Source organism: uncultured Zhongshania sp., assembly GCF_963975605.1.
GTDB classification, from domain to species: Bacteria; Pseudomonadota; Gammaproteobacteria; order Pseudomonadales; family Spongiibacteraceae; genus Spongiibacter; species Spongiibacter aquimaris.
Genome location: NZ_CAXBHN010000018.1, coordinates 1 through 17485, shown reverse-complemented (window position 1 = coordinate 17485; position 17485 = coordinate 1). Strand labels below are relative to the sequence as shown.

Annotated in this window: 14 protein-coding genes; 5 read left to right on the top strand and 9 right to left on the bottom strand. The window is 49.6% G+C overall.

From position 1 onward, the window contains the following. Nucleotides 1–2: 2 nt before the first annotated feature. A complete protein-coding gene (locus tag AAC007_RS13705; RefSeq protein ID WP_219043527.1) occupies nt 3–662 on the top strand; it encodes a glutathione S-transferase family protein in 660 nt (219 codons plus the stop codon). Nucleotides 663–706: 44 nt separating this feature from the next. On the opposite strand, the gene AAC007_RS13700 is transcribed toward AAC007_RS13705, so the two are convergent. Next, entirely contained in the window at nt 707–2599 is a 1893-nt protein-coding gene (locus AAC007_RS13700) for an ATP-binding cassette domain-containing protein (RefSeq protein WP_295873755.1), read from the bottom strand. 33 nt (nt 2600–2632) lie between these two features. Here AAC007_RS13700 and AAC007_RS13695 point away from each other — a divergent pair, with 33 nt between their 5' ends. After that, nucleotides 2633–3142: a TIGR02444 family protein gene (locus tag AAC007_RS13695; protein ID WP_295873757.1), complete on the top strand. Its 510-nt coding sequence runs from the start codon at nt 2633–2635 to the stop codon at nt 3140–3142. On the opposite strand, the gene AAC007_RS13690 is transcribed toward AAC007_RS13695, so the two are convergent. After that, on the bottom strand, nt 3139–3963 hold the full coding sequence (locus AAC007_RS13690; protein ID WP_339677518.1) for a hypothetical protein: 825 nt from the start codon (nt 3961–3963) through the stop codon (nt 3139–3141). The genes AAC007_RS13695 and AAC007_RS13690 overlap by 4 nt on opposite strands. A gap of 195 nt (nt 3964–4158) precedes the next feature. On the opposite strand from AAC007_RS13690, the gene AAC007_RS13685 reads away from it, so the two are divergent. Then, entirely contained in the window at nt 4159–4866 is a 708-nt protein-coding gene (locus tag AAC007_RS13685) for an FKBP-type peptidyl-prolyl cis-trans isomerase (protein ID WP_295873761.1), read from the top strand. 248 nt (nt 4867–5114) lie between these two features. On the opposite strand, the gene AAC007_RS13680 is transcribed toward AAC007_RS13685, so the two are convergent. The 3 genes from AAC007_RS13680 to AAC007_RS13670 all read right to left on the bottom strand — a co-directional run bounded on the left by AAC007_RS13680 (nt 5115) and on the right by AAC007_RS13670 (nt 10342). Next, nucleotides 5115–6509, bottom strand: coding sequence for an SDR family NAD(P)-dependent oxidoreductase (locus tag AAC007_RS13680; RefSeq protein ID WP_339677516.1), 1395 nt, complete (start codon nt 6507–6509; stop codon nt 5115–5117). A 1183-nt stretch (nt 6510–7692) separates the two neighbouring features. Continuing rightward, on the bottom strand, nt 7693–8853 hold the full coding sequence (locus tag AAC007_RS13675) for an epoxide hydrolase (RefSeq protein WP_339677515.1): 1161 nt from the start codon (nt 8851–8853) through the stop codon (nt 7693–7695). 37 nt (nt 8854–8890) lie between these two features. Next, nucleotides 8891–10342 carry a coniferyl aldehyde dehydrogenase gene (locus AAC007_RS13670; RefSeq protein ID WP_339677513.1) on the bottom strand — a complete coding sequence of 484 codons (1452 nt, stop codon included), beginning with the start codon at nt 10340–10342 and terminating at the stop codon, nt 8891–8893. A 739-nt stretch (nt 10343–11081) separates the two neighbouring features. On the opposite strand from AAC007_RS13670, the gene AAC007_RS13665 reads away from it, so the two are divergent. Continuing rightward, nucleotides 11082–12713 carry an AMP-binding protein gene (locus tag AAC007_RS13665; RefSeq protein ID WP_339677511.1) on the top strand — a complete coding sequence of 544 codons (1632 nt, stop codon included), beginning with the start codon at nt 11082–11084 and terminating at the stop codon, nt 12711–12713. 80 nt (nt 12714–12793) lie between these two features. Here AAC007_RS13665 and AAC007_RS13660 read toward each other — a convergent pair whose 3' ends face one another. The 3 genes from AAC007_RS13660 to AAC007_RS13650 are packed head-to-tail and all read right to left on the bottom strand — an operon-like array spanning nt 12794 to nt 14644. After that, nucleotides 12794–13216, bottom strand: coding sequence for a GFA family protein (locus AAC007_RS13660; RefSeq protein WP_339677509.1), 423 nt, complete (start codon nt 13214–13216; stop codon nt 12794–12796). 25 nt (nt 13217–13241) lie between these two features. After that, on the bottom strand, nt 13242–13922 hold the full coding sequence (locus AAC007_RS13655) for a TetR/AcrR family transcriptional regulator (RefSeq protein WP_296436696.1): 681 nt from the start codon (nt 13920–13922) through the stop codon (nt 13242–13244). A gap of 35 nt (nt 13923–13957) precedes the next feature. After that, nucleotides 13958–14644, bottom strand: coding sequence for an enoyl-CoA hydratase-related protein (locus tag AAC007_RS13650; RefSeq protein ID WP_339677507.1), 687 nt, complete (start codon nt 14642–14644; stop codon nt 13958–13960). Between AAC007_RS13650 and AAC007_RS13645 the strand changes: the two genes are divergently transcribed. Further along, nucleotides 14618–15388, top strand: coding sequence for an SDR family oxidoreductase (locus tag AAC007_RS13645; RefSeq protein WP_339677505.1), 771 nt, complete (start codon nt 14618–14620; stop codon nt 15386–15388). The two genes, AAC007_RS13650 and AAC007_RS13645, sit on opposite strands and share 27 nt — an antisense overlap. Nucleotides 15389–15536: 148 nt before the next feature. Here the strand turns inward: AAC007_RS13645 and AAC007_RS13640 are convergent. Further along, nucleotides 15537–17485 (bottom strand): TonB-dependent receptor (locus AAC007_RS13640; RefSeq protein ID WP_339677503.1); only part of this gene is annotated, 1949 nt, incomplete at its 5' end.

The following is a 17485-nucleotide window of genomic DNA, read 5'->3' as shown; positions in this document are numbered from 1 at the left end:
CGATGCTTAAATTGTATGGGTTTGCAGTCAGTAATTATTTCAATATGGTAAAGCATGTCTTGCTTTATAAGGGCGTAGAGTTTGAGGAAGTGCTGACTTTCCCCGGAATGGATCCCGCGTATAACAGTAAAAGCCCCATGGGAAAGGTCCCTAGCATTGAAACAGAGCACGGCTGCCTAGCGGAGAGCAGCGTTATTCTTAGTTACCTTGAGGCGGCTTATCCTGCGCGCCCGCTGTTACCTGCCGATGAGTGGCAGCGTGCCAAGGTGGGCGAGTTAATGAAAATGGCAGAATTGTATTTTGAGTTGCCAGCCCGCCGCTTATTCCCTGAAGTGCTCGCCGGTAAGAAGGTGAGCGATGACGTTAAGGCAGAGGTCCGCGAAACAATCACTAAGGGTTGCCAGGCCCTGGCGTTGTTGGCAAAGCCCGCTCCGTATATGTTTGGTGAAGCAATGACGATGGCGGATGTGGCGTTACGCTATTGCTTGTTGACCTGCAAATTGGCGACGGGCGCCATCTATAAGTGGGATGTGGTAGCGGACGTCCCCGGTCTTCGCGAATGGGATGAAATGATGGCTGCCTCAGATATATCCAAGCAATTGGATCAAGCAATGCAGGAAGGCATGGCGTCGTTTTTGGAAGCGGTTAAAGCCAAGGCATAAGCATCTTTGCGGGCGGCGGAAATGCCGCCCGCAAATCACCCGTTTTACAGTTCGGTTTCCAAGGCCTCAAGCTCTTCTTGAATTGCCAGCCACTGCTCTTCAGTTTCGTCATTTTGTTCGCGCAAGCTGGCTTGTTCTGCCAGTAATTTCTTCAGTTTTTCTTTATTGCTGTCATCGTATAGCTTGCTGTCCGCGAGCTGCTCTTCAATTTGAGTCAGTTGGTCGCTGAACTTTTGCATACTTTGCTCGAGCTTTTTAAGCTTTGAGGTCAGCGGTGCCAGCTGGGCGCGGCGAGCGGCGGCCTGTTGGCGCGCTTGTTTTTTGTCGACCAAGGGCGCGTCGTTGTCGGTGGTAGCCTCATTGCTCGTTGGCGCGCTTTTGTCGCGGTTGAGTAGCCAGTGGCGGTAGTCTTCAAGGCTGCCGTCGAAGGGTTGCGCCTGCCCTGCATCGACGAGCAGAAATTCATCGACGGTGTTTCTTAGTAGGTGGCGGTCGTGACTGACGAGAATCACCGCGCCTTCAAAATTTTGTAGCGCTGAGGTCAGTGCGTGACACATTTCCAAGTCGAGGTGGTTGGTTGGCTCGTCGAGCAGCAACATATTAGGCCGTTGCCACACGATAATGGCGAGGGCTAGGCGCGCTTTTTCACCGCCGGAAAAATTCTCGCAGCTCTGCTCGGCATGTTTGCCATGGAAATTAAAACCGCCAATGAAATTACGAATTTCCTGTTCGCGGGCATCTGGGCGCAGGCGTTGCAATTGCAGTATTGGGCTGGCGCTTAAGTCTAAAGACTCCAGTTGATGCTGATGAAAATAGCCCATGTGCAGGTGTTCACCTTGCTGGCGCTCGCCCTGAATGGGCTGCAGAGTACCGGCAAGGGTTTTCATTAAGGTGGATTTGCCCGCGCCATTGGCGCCCAGCAGCCCGAGGCGGGTGCCAGGGTGAATGCTGATATTCAGCTTATTCAGGATGGGGCTGTTGTAGCCCAAGGTAGCCTGCGACAGCGAAAGCAAGGGGTCAGAGAACTGCTTGGGTTCGTAGAAGCGAAAGTTAAATGGCGAATCAATATGTGCCGGTGCGATATCGGCCATCCGTTCCAGCGCTTTTAAGCGGCTTTGGGCCTGCTTGGCTTTGGTGGCTTTGGCGCGGAAGCGTCGTACAAAATCTTCCATGTGGGCGCGAACGACCTGTTGTTTCTCAAACGCTTGTTGCTGCTGGGCGAGGCGTTCGCTGCGCTGGCGCTCAAAGGCGGTGTAGTTGCCGCGGTAGCGGGTCATGGTCTGTCTTTCTAAATGAACCACGTGGTCGCAACAGGCGTCGATAAAGTCGCGGTCGTGGGATATTAAAAACAGAGTCCCTTCGTAGCGGTGCAGCCACTGTTCAAGCCAGAGGCTGGCGTCGAGGTCCAAGTGATTGGTTGGCTCGTCGAGCAACATCAAATCTGATGGACACATCAGCGCCTGTGCTAAATTTAAGCGAATGCGCCAGCCGCCGGAAAAGTCGTTAACCGGGCGTTCCAGCTCTGCTAGCTTGAAACCCAGGCCGGTAAGTAAGCGCTCAGCGTCGCTGCGAATTTGGTAGGCATTGATCAGGTCTAATTCGCCGTGTAACTCGGCAAGGCGATGATCGTCATTGCAGCTCGCTATTTGTGCTTCAATATCGCGGAAACGGTGATGGCCATCGATAACGTAGTCGATGGCGCAGCGATCGCTGGCATCAACTTCCTGCCGCATTTGCGCGATCTGCCATTGCGCCGGAATGTTAAGCTCGCCGCTGTCTTGCACCAGCTTGCCACACATGAGCTGGAACAAGCTGGATTTACCGGTGCCGTTAGCGCCAACGAGGGCAATATGCTCACCGGGATTAACGCGCAGGTCGGCCGATTCGAGCAAAGCTTTGCCGCCGCGTTGTAAACTGAGGTTCTGGAGTTCAATCATGATGGGGCGCGATTATAGCGTGAGTACCGAGTAATGAACGAAAAATGTAATGCCGGTGAGAATTCACCTAAAAAGACGCAAAGTACTCTATGGGAGTTTGCGCTGGCGGCTTACGCGGAGCCCATAATACAACGGCATTGCCTTTATTTGCAGGACCATTATCAAATGGATGTGAATATCTTGCTGGCCGCCGGATTTTGCGGCCGTGAAGGGCGGCGTTGGACAAGTTCGCTATGCGGGGAATTGATAGCTTTGGCGGCCCCTATTCGCGAGCGTTATGTACTGCCGCTGCGCGCTTTACGTAGGGAGGCCGAGGCAAATGCTGGTTTATATGGTGCGCTGAAAGCGGCGGAGATCGAAGCGGAGCGCGTGGAGATTGACGCGCTATGTCATCACTTTGCGATAAAAACCGCCGCGAGCGAGGGGGACGCTCCTTACTTGGACAATATATTGACTTACGCCGCGTTGGTTAAGGGCGTAAGTCAAGGTGATCTTGCTCCGAAATTTAAAGAAATAGCGGAAAGGTTTGCCGATATACCCTAAAAATCGTCGAATAGGCTGGCAAGTCGATCACCCGCCTTATCTGGGTGGCTGGGGATATCGCTCATCCGTCGCACTCGTCGCTTCGGTGGAATGTAGTCCTCTTTTTCGACTGGGGCGGCGACTTTTTTGACAGCAGCTGGCGGTGGTGGCGCTGTCACTGGCGTATCGGTGTCGGTGCTTGCCGTGACATTACTATTTTTCTCGCTAGGCTTCTCTTCTTTTGATGGCGCGCTAGGTTTTGCGGCCGCACTGGCAGCTTTGGGTTTCTCCGCCGCGGCTTTTGCTACCGGGGCTTTCGCTACTGGCGGTTTCTCTGCGCTTGGTTTTTTTGCAGCTGGCTTCTCTGTTGGGGCTTTCGCCTTTGGCGCCGCCTGTTTGTTAGATTTTACCGCTGGTTTTGCCGAGGGAGCCGTCTTTTCTGGCTTCTTGAGCGACTTTTCGGTATCGATAATCGCCTTCAGTACGGCTTTTTCTTTGCGGATGAGCAGTTTTTGTTCAAATACTTTACTGCGTATTTGCGCCAGCTCCGCTTGGTATTTATCAAAATTGGCTTGATGGGTGTCGATGCTAGCTTGGCTGCGAGCTTGAATGCTGGGCTTTGCGTCCTGTTGTTCCTTTAGGCGCTGTTTTGCCTGAGTTAGCTGATCGCGGGTTTTGTCTATCCGTGATTTTTGAGAAACCTCTTCTTTTTCAAGAAGTAACAGCTCTTTTTCAAGTGCGTCGATGTGCTTTTCCCTAAGCGAGTGCAATTCGGATTGCAGGTTTTGCAGCTCAACAAGTGGGGTTTTGACCGTTCTACTCTTGTTTTTATTACCAATCATGAGATTTAACCCTACAAATGTTCAAAAAAACATCAATCTGCATTATACAAACTTGTCGCAGAGAATCTATCTCCCCAATCAATAGGATTTATCTCTTGGGGCACTGTGTCTGCAGGAACGCTTGTGGCAGACTACGGTCTGAGTATGCATGTCGAATTCGCGACAGTATTTTTTCTTAATAAATAAGGTAGTTACATGAATAAGACACTGGTTTGTGCGGTGGTAATGAGTGGTCTGCTAACGGCTTGTGGTGGTGAAACTTCGTCTAAGGCTGACTTGAATACTGAAATTTCGAAAGTGAGTTACGGTATCGGCGCAAATATTGGTGCGCGATTCGGTGATGACCTTCCCTTAGATGTAGATGCCTTCAGTGCAGGTGTACGCGATGCCCTTGCTGGCGGCGAGCTGCAGATGAGCGAAGAAGAGATTATGAGCACGCTGCAAGAGTATCAGCAGAAGCAATTAGCAGTTCGTCAGGAAGAAGCGCAGGCGGCCGGCTCTGAGAATCAAGCAGCAGCAGATGCGTTCTTTGCAAAAAATGCCTCTGTGGAAGGTGTGAAGACAACCGAAAGTGGTTTGCAGTATCAAGTGTTGACCGAAGCTGAGGGCGCAAAACCTGGCGCCGACGATACAGTAGAGGTGCATTACCACGGTACGTTGCTCGACGGTACGGTATTCGACAGCTCTTATCAGCGTGGTGAGACGGTAAGCTTTCCAGTTGGCGGCGTAATTCCTGGTTGGACTGAGGCATTGCAGATGATGCCAGTTGGTTCTAAGTGGAAATTATTTATTCCACCAGCCTTGGCTTACGGTCCAGGTGGTGCGGGTCAAATGATCGGTCCAAATTCAGCGTTAATTTTTGATGTTGAATTAATTAGCATTGCCGGTGAAGACAAAGAGTAATTGATAGATATTGCTTAAGCAGAAAAGGCCCCATGTGGGCCTTTTTTATGTCCGGCTTCGTCACGTGATGCGGTAATCAAGGTTTGGCACCTGTCATCAATACCCCCGCCTAGTTTCGATTCCTCTGTTTCAATCGGCGATCGCCTGTGCAGGGTGAGCGTTAGCTTGTATCAGCAGCTTGACGTTCTCTGTATTTGCCAAGAGTCATCGCTAAGAAATTCCTTGTGCAGCCCTCTGTGCGGTACCGTTCATTCAAAGCGAGATAAGGTGGCGAGTGTCCAATTCCGGAGTTGCTGAATTTCGGCGGTGCTCGATTTCGTTCCTGGCAAAACGTCGCAGGTATGAGGTTGACGATCAAACCACAGTTCAGCTCGGTCGCTGCGGGACAGTTCCGGTGCGGTGGCCAGCCATATCATGGTGTCGGCTCCCATTCGGCCATCGCGCATAAAGTGCTTTAATTTTTTATTGAAGGCCGGTAGGGATTTGGCGACACCTGGTGTGGCAGCCCAGCCGGGATGCATGGTGTAGTAACTCGTCTTACCGGTGTTTTCCTGGCTCATGTAAAGCAGGGCTCGTTTGGCGCGAGCATAGGCCTTGCTGCCGTCGTATGCTTCGTTGCGGAACTGCAAGTCATCGAGGTTTACGCCTTGGAAATATAAACCGCCAGATACCACGTTGATAACGCGGCTGGCATCTGTGAAATGGCCGTCTAATAATTTGCTAAGTAGTACTGGGGCAAGGAAATTTACCGCCAGTGCCTGCTCAAACCCTTCTGCGGTTTCCTCTCGTGTGGCAAACAATGCGCCGGCGTTGTTAATAAGAACGTCGATACGAGGCTGGGTTTGTAGGATTGCTTTAGCGGCCGCAGACGTAGCTTGTAGGGAGCTGAGATCGGCTTCAACTATATGAAGTGAATTTGTTTCGCAGCCGCTGAAGTTTTGAATATCGGTGGCCGCTTGCTGAAGTTTCTCTCTGTCGCGTCCTATTAAGATGAGCGTCGCCCCTAATCTCGACAGTTCGCAAGCAGCGTCTAGGCCTAAACCGGCGGTGGGGCCAGTGATCGCGACGACCTTGCCGTCCATTCTGTTTGTGTGGGATTTGCGCGACATTGAGAGGTAGCCGCGCTTGCCGAAGCCGAGAGCGGCGGGGATGACGAGCTTGTCGCAAATGTCATTTTTAAGGCGTCGCTTGGCGGGAGAGTCAGGGTTACTAAACGCGAGCCGCATTCCGTTTACTGCCTTAGTGCCGATGCGTTTTAGTAAAGGCTTGAAAACCCAAGCAACAGACGGCTTTAGCCACGCTAAATCGAGCTCTGCGCGGTAATCTATACTCGTCCGATTGCCATCAAGTGCAGTGAAGGTAATGGTGTCGAGGGCGCTGAAGTTGTCGCCTATACCCTCTAGTATTAGTTGTCGTGGCGGTTCAATTGCAATTTGACGGTAGTGCATTGCCGCCTGCTTATTCCCTGGTAACTTGAGTAAGATCTCATATTCGGTACCGACTGCCGGGCTGCCTGGAGTGAGCTTGCGCGAGCGATAAACGCCGGGATCCCATTGTTCGATAGTTGAAAAATCTTTCAGGTAGGCAAAGCAGTCTTCGATTGGTCGGTCTACGACGATGGCCTCATTCAGAGTGTATTTCATCGGTGTTATCTCGCTGCTCGCCGTGGTGCACGGGTGGGAAGTTGGTATCGCTGAGTGTTACGAGTGTGCCGAGTGTCCGGATCAATAAGATTCCTAGATAGCGTGATTTTGTGGTAGCTCGATGTTTTTAGCGGCTTGAGATGGGGTTTTCGAGGGGAGGGACGTTGGCGGCCTTAGTTATTATTCATATGCCGCCTTAAGGTGTTAACTAACTGATCTCAGGAATAAAAAGTGTCAGTACGACCATAATGCCAATGAGAATTGCTAAGTGTGTATTGAGTGTGTTTTTCAGAATAGCGTCATCCGTGCTAATAGACATAGTCTTCTCTCCTGTTGAAGTGTCTAAATTATTATCTAGAAATAGTGATGGGCTCGGCTATGGATTTACTTGGTATTAGTTTGTGAAATTTTCGTGATCTAGGGCTTGATATAGCAACACTGCATAAGAGCTAACGGTGGATATATTAATCGACATGAGATATGCCTTATAAGGGTGCATAAATTGTCGGCGAACCGAATAGTGATTGTGTCAAGACGAATATCGTTTCCAGTTATTCATGCACAGTTATTCGTTTGAAGAAAACAATAGAAGAAACAAATAGTTAACTTTAGGAGACGCGCTGAGCCCAAAGATAGACCAAGGTGTATCTCGCCTGATCGCAAGTAATAGAAAATATTTGTGTACATAATCGATACGTTATAAAGCGCAATGCTGAGGACATTCATCGACACCTTGTATGACACGCGCGGCTTGATGCACTATTGGCGGCCTACATCCAATGGTTGTGAGTGATCTCTCCGGATTAAAAGTAACTTCTGTTATTGGTTTTTATATTTTTACTAATTATAAAATTTAAATAATAAATATTTATTCAGGGTCTAATGTATCCGAAGTTGGAATCGGAGTTAGGTTTGCTTAACCTAAAAAGTCTTATTTTTAAGTTTTTGGTGCTTGGGTGGAGATGCATATAAAGGTTTGTGTTGGGGTGTTCGGGCGGCCCGTAGTGAGAGTTCGTCGAGCTAACGGCTATCACGTTATATAAATATATTTTGAAATTTGTTGATGCTTTGCTAAATGCGATAGCTTCTGTTCGGTAATTTTGTGAGCGGATATGCGCGGCTTTAAGGGTTGTGCTAATTCTTAAGAGTGCCCTGGCAATGTAGGCACTCAAAAGCTAGGTTTTTAGCGCAAGCTCGCAAAAAAATGCCGTATATCATTGAGTAGCGCTTTTGGCTCTTCCATCGCTGCAAAATGTCCGCCGCTCTCCATGCGCGATAGTTGCTTTAGGTTGTAGTAATGATTAATCCATGCCTCGGGTTGGCATAGTATTTCTTCTGGAAAAATGGCAATACCGCATGGCGCTTCCACTACTGGCTCGCGGCCATGTGATGGCGCCCACGGCCGGTGCGCCGCCTCGTAGTAGTATCTAGCCGAAGTGCCAAAGCTGTCGGTTAGCCAGTAGAGCATGACGGTTGTGATTAAGTCGTCTTTTGAGAATCGACTTTCTACGTTGCCGCCGCAGTCGCTCCAATCTCGTCGCTTTTCTAAAATCCACGAACACAGTCCTACCGGTGAATCACTCAAGGCATTGGCCAGGGTTTGCGGTCGCGTTGTTTGCAGTGCAAAGTAGCCACCCCCATCAGTAAAGAAATTTACATTCTTTTCTGCAATGTCCATTTCCTTTTCGCTAAAAAATGATCCATCGACGGTGCCACCACTAAAGGCGTCAAGCGGTATCATAGTAGTGAAGTGAGCGCCGATTAACTTATCTGCGTACTTGTGACCCAGCTGCGCTGTGATGATGGCGCCCCAGTCGTGGCCATGGGCGGCGAATTTTTTATACCCTAAACCGTCCATTAATTTTACGAAAATATCGGCGGTGCTCTCAAAGTTAATGCCAGTGGTGGTGAGGGGGGTAGAAAAGCCGTAGCCAGGTAGCGAGGGGATGACCACATCGAAAGCATCCGCCGCGTCGCCGCCGTAGGCCGCGGGGTCGGTAAGTGGGTCGATGAGTTTTTGGTAGTCCCAGAACGTCCACGGCCAGCCGTGGCTCAGCAGCAGCGGTGTGGGCGACGGGCCCTTACCTTTTTTATAAAGGAAATGAATAGTAAGACCATCTATTTCTGTTTTGAAATGTTCGAACCGGTTCATTTGTTCTTCGTGTTTGCGCCAGTCGTAGTCTTCACGCCAATACTCAACTAATTCATTTAAGTAATCGGTGTTGGTGCCGTATTCCCAATGGCTGTTGCCAAAGTCAGGAGTGATTCGTGCATTCTTTAAGCGATACGCTAGGTCATCTAGGCGTGATTGGTCTATGTCGATTACGAAGCGTTCAATATTCATATTCTGATCTCAAAATGTACTTATACGAGGCTCTACACTAGCCCATCATTTTTTCAAGTAGTGCGAGCATCTTTTCGGTGTGCGGCGCTTTAAAGAACGGCGTTAAGCTCAGTATACCTTGCTTGTAAAAACCTTTGCCGTGACTTAATTGGCGGAAGCCGTCGAAGCCGTGGTAAGAGCCCATGCCGCTATGACCTACACCACCTAATGGCATAGTGTCTTGAAGAACATGGGCGGCGATGTCATTGACGACCATGCCGCCAGATGTGGTATTAGTTTTTAGTAGATTAATTTCAGGTTTTGATTTTCCGAAATAGTAGAGTGCTAATGGGCGTTCACCGCGATTGATGTGGGCGGCAACTTGCCTGATGTCGGTATAGGTTTTAATTGGCATTGCGGGGCCGAATATCTCATCGGTCATAATCTTGCAGTCGTCGGCAGGGTCAATGACAAGCGTCGGTGCCAGTTTGTGATTGTGCGCTAACTTGTCTAAACCAATATCATCGCTAAGTGGAATAGTTTGATAGCCCCTGTCCATTGCTTCTTGAATATAGCCAGCAATGCGCGCGCGATGACGCTCATTGATAATCGAGCCGTAATCGTCGTTGTCTGCCAGGGTGCCGAAGTTGTCAGCGACAAACTTTTTGGCAAGCTCAATAAATTGTGGCAGTAATTCTGCTTGTACAAAGGTGTAATCGGGAGCGAGACAAATTTGCCCCGCATTCATGGTTTTAAACGTGAAAATGCGCTCAACAGCGGCTTTTAGATCTGCGCCTTGGCCGATAATAACCGGACATTTACCGCCTAACTCCAAGGTGAGTGGTACAAGATTCTCTGCGGCCGCTCGCATAACGTGCTTGGCGACCGATGGTGCGCCAGTAAACACGAGGTGATCAAAGGCCTGTGCAGTAAATGCAGCGGCGACATCGGGGCCGCCATTTACAACACTTATCTCTTCAGGGCCAAAGTCGGCAGTGAACAATTTGTGTAGCAGAGCGGAGGTTTCCGGAGTCAGCTCGGAAGGCTTTATGATGGCGCGATTACCCGCAGAGATTGCATTGCCCAGGGGTGAGAATGTGAGCTGAATTGGGAAATTCCACGGAGCGACTATACCAACTACTCCCATGGGTTGATAAAACACATGCGCGTCAGCGCCCAGAAGGTTAAGGGGGAACTTAGCGCCGCGCTTTTCTGGTTTCATCCATTTTGCAGTATTTTTTCGGCAGTATTTAAGGCTTTCTATTGGCACTAAAATATCAAAAACAACGCTATCGAAATGTGAGCGTGCGCTATAGTCACTCTTCAACGCAGCTGCTAGTTTTTGTTTGTTGTTGCGAAGCATCGCAATAAGGCGATCAAGGCGTTCGAGGCGGGTCTTAATATTTGGATAGCCGTCTTGAATGAAACTGCTGCGCTGCAACTCGACCAAATTCTTAATGTATTGAAAATCGCTGTTCTCTTCTTGGGTGTTCAGTAGGGCGCTGTTCATGTTTTTAATCCTCGTGTTGAGGGCGATCGTAATGAGTGGCAAAGGCTGAGCTACTGTGCCACAACGATAGGTCTAATGTGATCAATGATATGTCTTTATGGAGGCTGCGACGGAGATTTGTTGTGCTTTATTGTTGATGATTTAGGTATTACCGAATGCAGTCTGTCAGCTTGTTTGCATGAGATATTCGCAGTTAATGACCTTTAAGTCAATAACTGCAGGCGCGCACATTTCCCCTCTGCGATTAGGTTTCTAACTGTTCTCTAAATCCAGGCGGCGTGTATCTCGTCCGATTTTCGACGGTTGGTATGAATGTACCTTGTTAAGTGTGGCCAGTTTTACGCTAAGCATAAATACAGTTTTCTCCGCGCTATTTGTAGAAGGCTTTCATTGATCCAAGCGGCTGCACTGTTGATGGCCTAAGGTTTGAATTGCCTGCTGAGCTAAGTCAAAAGTTGTCTTTAATCCTTATTGATGTTCAAATCAATATAGACCCACATAACGCGAGGGATGACCCCGTGCCAGCGAGGACGGCCTTAGCCCCTTGCGTGCTAAGCGAAGACAGGCGCGCGCATTGGGGCATGGGTAGATGCAGAGAAGGAGTCGTGCAAAACGCAATGCGCCATCGCAAGCTGTCATTGCCAAAGTCGGTGCTGGGGTCTTGTTCCAATAAGCTTGAAAACATAGCAAGCCTAAGGCTTGGTGAATTTAAAAATTATGATTGCCGGAGTACAGCGCGATGAGCAATGCGATAAAAACACCATTAGAGATGCTCTATCAGTGGGAGTCGACCGCGGCTGAGCAAGTATTTTTGCGTCAGCCTAAGGATCTGCAGTGGACAGAATATACGTGGGCGCAGGCTGCTGATCGGGCTCGCCGCCTGGCGACTTATCTTTCCGCTCAAGACTACGAGCCAGGTAGTCGGATCGCGGTGTTCGCGAAAAATTGCGCAGACTGGGTAGTGGTTGATTTTGCCATTATGCTTAGTGGCCACGTTAGCGTGCCTTTGTATCCAGGTCAGGACGCGCCCTCGTCTAGATATATTTTAGAGCACAGTGAAAGCAGGCTAATTTTTCTCGGGCAGTTTGATATTGCTGAGCAAGCGGACAAAGTGTTGCCTGCAGGAATTAAACGGATTGGTATTTCAGGCTGTAGCTGCGAGGTTGAGGCAGAGTTGGAAACCATTATTGCGAGTCATGAGCCCATGGCAGACTCTCCGATACCGCATCTCGATGCCTTGATGACCATTCTGTATACCTCTGGCACGACAGGTAATCCCAAAGGGGTAATGCATGTTCACGGCACGCCAGGGCGTATTTTGCCGCGTATGCAAAAGGACTGGAAAATTGGTGGCGGTCCAGAACGCGAGCGCCTGATTTCTTACTTGCCCTTGTCGCACGCGGCTGAGCGCTGCATTGTTGAAATGAATGCGCTTTACTGCAACGACATCATGTCGTTCTCGGAAGGATTGGAGACCTTTGCCGCAGAGCTGCGAGAAGTCGAACCTACCTTCTTCTTTTCGGTGCCTCGCTTGTGGGTGAAATTTAAAGCGGCGGTTGATGCGAAAATCCCGCCATCTGTGCAGGCGGGGTTTGGCGAGGAGCAGAAGGAGCAGGTTAGAAAGCAGCTCGGTTTAAATAAAGCTCGAATGGTGTTGACGGGTTCGGCTCCCTGCCCGAGGGACGTGCAAAACTGGTTTATCGATATGGGCGTGGTGTTGCGTGAGGGCTACTCCATGACTGAGAATTTTTGCGACGGAACATTTTGGCTGTCGGATGAGCGGCCGCAGGCCGGATGTGTGGGTATACCTTTGCAGGGTGTGCAAATTAAAATTACCGATGACGAAGAAGTGTGTTTCAAAAGTGATGGCCTAATGATCGGCTACTATAAAAATCCAGAGAAAACCGCAGAGGCTTTAGTTGACGGCTGGTATCACACTGGTGACACGGGCAAGCTCGATGACAATGGCAATTTGTGGATTACCGGGCGTATTAGCGAAGTCTTCAAGACCACAAAAGGAAAGTTTATACAGCCGATAAAGCTAGAGGACGATTTCGGCTCGTTAATTGAGTTAGAGCAAGTCTGCGTTTGTGGTCACGGTCTTGATCAGCCTTTGTTGTTGGCGACATTGTCAGAGTTGGCGCGGGGCTTGTCGCGCGATGAATTGATTACCAGTTTGGAGGCTTCATTGTCGCGAATTAACGCAACACTAGCGGCGTATGAGCGAGTAAATCAGATTGTTATAACGCCAGAGTGGACGATTATGAACGGTCTACTTACACCGACAATGAAGCTCAAACGAAAAAGTATTATTGCGCATTTTAAAGATCAAATTGAAACTAAACACGATAGCGTTGTTAGTTTTATGTAGATTTTTACTGCGGTATATAATTCGACAAAAAAGTCGCCTAAAGGCGATTTTTTTTGTGCTGAGTTTGTTGCGTGATTGTTTTAACCGAGTGGCGGGTTGCCGGGAAGCTGCACTAAGCCGTCATTCAGCTTTAGCCACGAAACCATAGAGTCGCACCACATATGGCCCTGCAGATCGACTGAGCTTGGCTTGTCTAGCGATCCCACTTTTATGAATAAGAGATCTGGCATTTCAGTTGCGACAGAATACAGCGGCGTGCCGCAGTTACCACAGAAGTGACGGTTTATCGTCAAGCCGGCATCGCCCTTAACGGTATACACTTTTGATTCGCCGGTCATTTCGCAGCTAGCTGCAGGGAAGAAGGCGACCGTGGCAAAGGCGCTGCCAGACGCATATTGGCAATCGCGGCAATGACAGGCCATCACGCTAACGGGTTCGCTGCTGCAGGTGTAGCGGACGTCGCCACAGGCACACTGGCCTTGATGGATCGTATTGTCGCTCATAAAAATTCTCCCGGTATTTTATTTATTAGTCGATCAATTTGTTGAGTTTATTAATAAGATGATTTATTTCGCCCCGTGAATTTTCCGGGCTGCTAATAATGCCATTGAAAACAAGGTGAGTGAGTTGATCCGCTATCGTTTCGCTACTTTCACGTTTTGTACCCGCGACGATGTCCCACAAATAATGCTCAATCGCGCCAAACACCACATTTCGAATAAGCACCGGCGATGCCGATTCAGTAATTTCGCCGCTTTGTTTTCCTTCGCGTACAACATTGATAACAACATTGCTGTAGCGGCGATTAAAGTCGTGAACCTTTTCCAGTAGTTCTGTCTGTGCGCCACGAGACTCGTTGAGAATAACCGTACATAGGTCGCTGTTATTGTCTAGCAGCGACATGTGAGTGTGGATAATGTAGCGCAGTTTGTTTTGTGCGCCAGAAATGCCGCTGACACCGCCTTCCATGGTGGCGGTAATCTCCTCGTAAAACTCCTCAATGACTTTCACCATCAGCGCGCGCTTGCTTTTGAAGTAATGCAATACCGTGCCTTCGACGACACCAACGGCATCCGCTATTTCGGCAATAGTCGCGTCTTCATAGCCGCGGCTGATGAAGACTTTGCGGGCCGAGCTGACGATATCTTTTTCGCGATGCTCTCGTGACAGGCGAGTGCGGGTGCCGGGCTTTTTTGTTTTAGTAACCACGTTGTTATCTCTTTGTTGTGTTATCGCGTGGAAACTTAATCGTCTCCGTGCGCAATAAAATCTGCTTCGCGTCGCTCTTTAAACGAACGTAAGCCCTCTTGGAAGGCATTGCCTCCAAAGCTGAGGGTTTGAAGCTGTTGCTCTAATTTTAGCTGCGTACCAAAGCTACTTTCGCAGGCGGACCGCAGGGCTTGTTTGGTTCTGCGTATCGCTGCGGGGGAAAGCTTAGCCAAGTTTGCCGCCAAGGTCGACGCTTCCTTCATTAGCTCGGCGTCGTCTACGCACTTCCAAATCATGCCGCTGCGTGCGGCATCTTCGGCAGGCATCGCTTCGCCAGTCAAAAACAGCGCTAGCGCCTGATTATAGTTTAATCCGCGGCTGACCAGCCAGGAGCAGCCCATATCGGGGATCACGCCAAGCTTGGGAACAAAGGGTAGTGAAAAGTAGGCCGATTTGGCCGCTAATACAATATCGGCATTCAAGCCAAGGCCTACGCCGGCACCAATTGCAGGGCCATTAATAGCAGATACCACGGGTTTTGGCATCGCCATCATATATTCTGCCAAGGGGTTATATGTGTCTTCGATCACCTTGTTAACGTAGTCATCTAAAGGGCCTTCTTGGCTCATAAAGGTTTTGAGATTGCCTCCGGCGCTGAAGAGTTTGCCTCTGCCAGTAAGTAGCACCGCGCGAATTTGATCGTCTGCTACTGCGGACTTCAATGCTGCCAGCAAAGCATTGGCCATTTCTTCTGTAATGCTATTGAAGGAGCTTGGGGCATTATTACCGGCCGTACGGAAGAGAAGCTAATTGATGCGGTCGCGGCGCTAAGCGATGCGGGTTTACTTGCGAGCTACAAACTTCAAGATATTCGCGATTACGACGGTATTGCCGCAATGTATGCGGCAATTTTTGAGGAGCATGGGCGTCTGGATGTTTTAGTGAATAACGCCGGTGGCCAGTTTCCCCAGTCGGCTATCGATTTCTCTAAAAACGGCTGGGATGCCGTTGTCAATAATAACCTCAACGGCAGCTGGTATATGATGCAGCATGTGGCGCGTCAATGGCGTGACCGCAAGCAGCAGGGCAGTATTGTGAATATTGTTGCCGTAGTAACGCGTGGAATGAGTGGCGGCGCGCATACCTGTGCGGCTCGCGCCGGTGTTATTCATCTTTCTAAAACGGTTGCGGTGGAGTGGGCGGAATATAATATCCGCGTTAACTGTGTCGCGCCTGGCGTTATTTTTAGCGAGGGGATGCGGGCCTACTCGCCGGAAGCCTTGAGCGAATTTGATAAGTCGAATCCCATGAAGCGTTTCGGCACTCCCTGGGATATTGCCCAAGCCTGTGTTTATCTCGGTGGCCCCAGCGGCAGCTTTATAACTGGCGAGGTGCTCACCTTAGATGGTGGCGGCCGGTTGTGGGGTGATTTGTGGATGCAGGGTAGGCCGGATTACTTTCGTTAAAGATATTATATTTACAGCCAGAGTTGCCTGACTAGGTCGGCGGTTTACCCGTTAAATTCTGATTGGTTTTAGGTCTTTTAACAGTTCGACTCTATTGAAAATCTCAATAGAGTCGAACTGTTGCGCGCAATGTGATTTTCCGTCGTTCTTAGAATCCGACTCTAAAGTCTAACTGATAGGTCGTTTGATCCGGATGCGGTGTTTTTGTGTAGTTGCCGGGAATAAGCGGTTGATCAAGAATCAATACTGCATCCTGTTCTTTGGTCAAGTTGCGCGCCTGAAAATTAACTGACCAACCGTTTGTTTCTGAGCGCAGGCCAAGACCGGCATCGATGCGGGTAATGGCTTCTTGCAAGGTGTTGGGATCGATGTCGGAATCGAGGTAGCGCTCGCCGCTATAAGATACGTTCATTCGAATGCTGCCGAGCAGGTCGGAGCTGCCAAACATCGGAAATTCCCAGCGTGGCGACAGCGAGCCCGACCAGCGCGGTGCGTAGGGTAGTGATTTACCACTTAGGTCCTGGGTTTGATTTTGCTCTGCGGTGAATAGTGGTGGGCCTTCCGTAAAGCTGTCGTATTTGGCGTCGAGGTAGGCAAGGCTACCCGCTAAGCTTACGCCGTCGATTGGCGGTAACCAGAAGAAGTCCATTTCTGCGCCCCGGCTAGACGACTCAGGTGCATTGAAGGTGGTTAGCGTTACACCAGAAAAGGTACGTATTTGCAGGTTCTTCACATCGCTGTCAAATACCGCCATATTCAATGTCAGCGATCCGCCGAGTAGCCGCGATTTTACACCGGCTTCATAGGTCAGAGTTTCCTCGCCTTTGTAAGTTAGGTTGTTATCATTTAGTGGTGCTGGGTCAAAGCCGCCCGCCTTAAAGCCTTTGGCGGCATTCACATAGACATTGATGTCGGGCAGTATTTCGTAATTAAAGGCCAGCTTCGGCGAGACATTGGTTTCCTTGCTTTCTAAATTCGGTGCGCTGAAGTTGCTTTGATTTAGCGAGCCACCTGAAATACTGTTACCAGCTGCAACCTGAGAGTAAGACGACCCCGTTGACTCATCTTCACCATAGCGTATACCGGCGGTGGCGGTGAGGCGATCAGTTAAAATCCAGTTAAATTGCGAGAAAATGGCGAAGGACTGGGTTTCGGATTGTGTTGCCGATATATAGCGTTCGCGATCGATAAAGCCTGGAATAAGATCGGGTAGTGATATCGGCAAATCGATAAGTATGGGGTCAAACGGCAATTGGATGTTTTGCACGATTGCCCCCGCTCGAGCAAAACCGATTAGGCCGTTCAGGCTCACATCGATATCTTGGAATACATCGTTGGTGGATTCTTGACCAAATACACCCACTACAAAGTCAATGCCTTCACCCCAATCAAACGGCGCGTCTAATCCGCCAGCGAGACGAACTTCTATCGCCTTTGCGGTATAGGGGTTGCCTTTCGGTGGCTCATTGAATGCCACCAAGGGCACCGGTGAGTAATCCACATCAAGCGAGTAGGGGGTAATAACTTCAGACCACGACGCAATGGTGGTGAGCTCCGGTGCGGTAATACCCATCAGCTCGTCTGGTCGCCAGATCAGGCTTAAGGAAGCTGCTTTAACTTCGCGGTCTGAGCGAGTTGGGGCATCGGTCGAGGTGTTTTGGTCATAGGCATCAGCTTCGGTCTGCGGGTCGTATTCGCGGAACACGCGCAAGCTTCGTTCGCTGGCAATAAATAATGACTGGGTGTAGCCCTTGGTTAGTGATTCTGCATACAGGCCAGTAAAGTCTGCCGTTAGCGTATCGCTTAAAAACCAGCTTAGCTTTAAGCGAACCGCTTTGTCTTCTTGGGTTTGTTGTTCATCGCGGGTGCTATTGTATTCAAGGGTGTCAGCGTCGTTATAGCGGAATGCGATCCGGCCTAAGAGGCTGTCGCCCACGATGGGGCCAGAAATTGCGCCCTCTATATTGTTACTTTCAACATTTTCACCGTGGCCATACTTGATGAAACCTTCTGGCTCTGAGGTCGGGTCCTTGGTGTGAAAGTTACTAATAAGGCGGAAATAATCAATACGCTGTGTTAGACTACCGTGCATGGAAA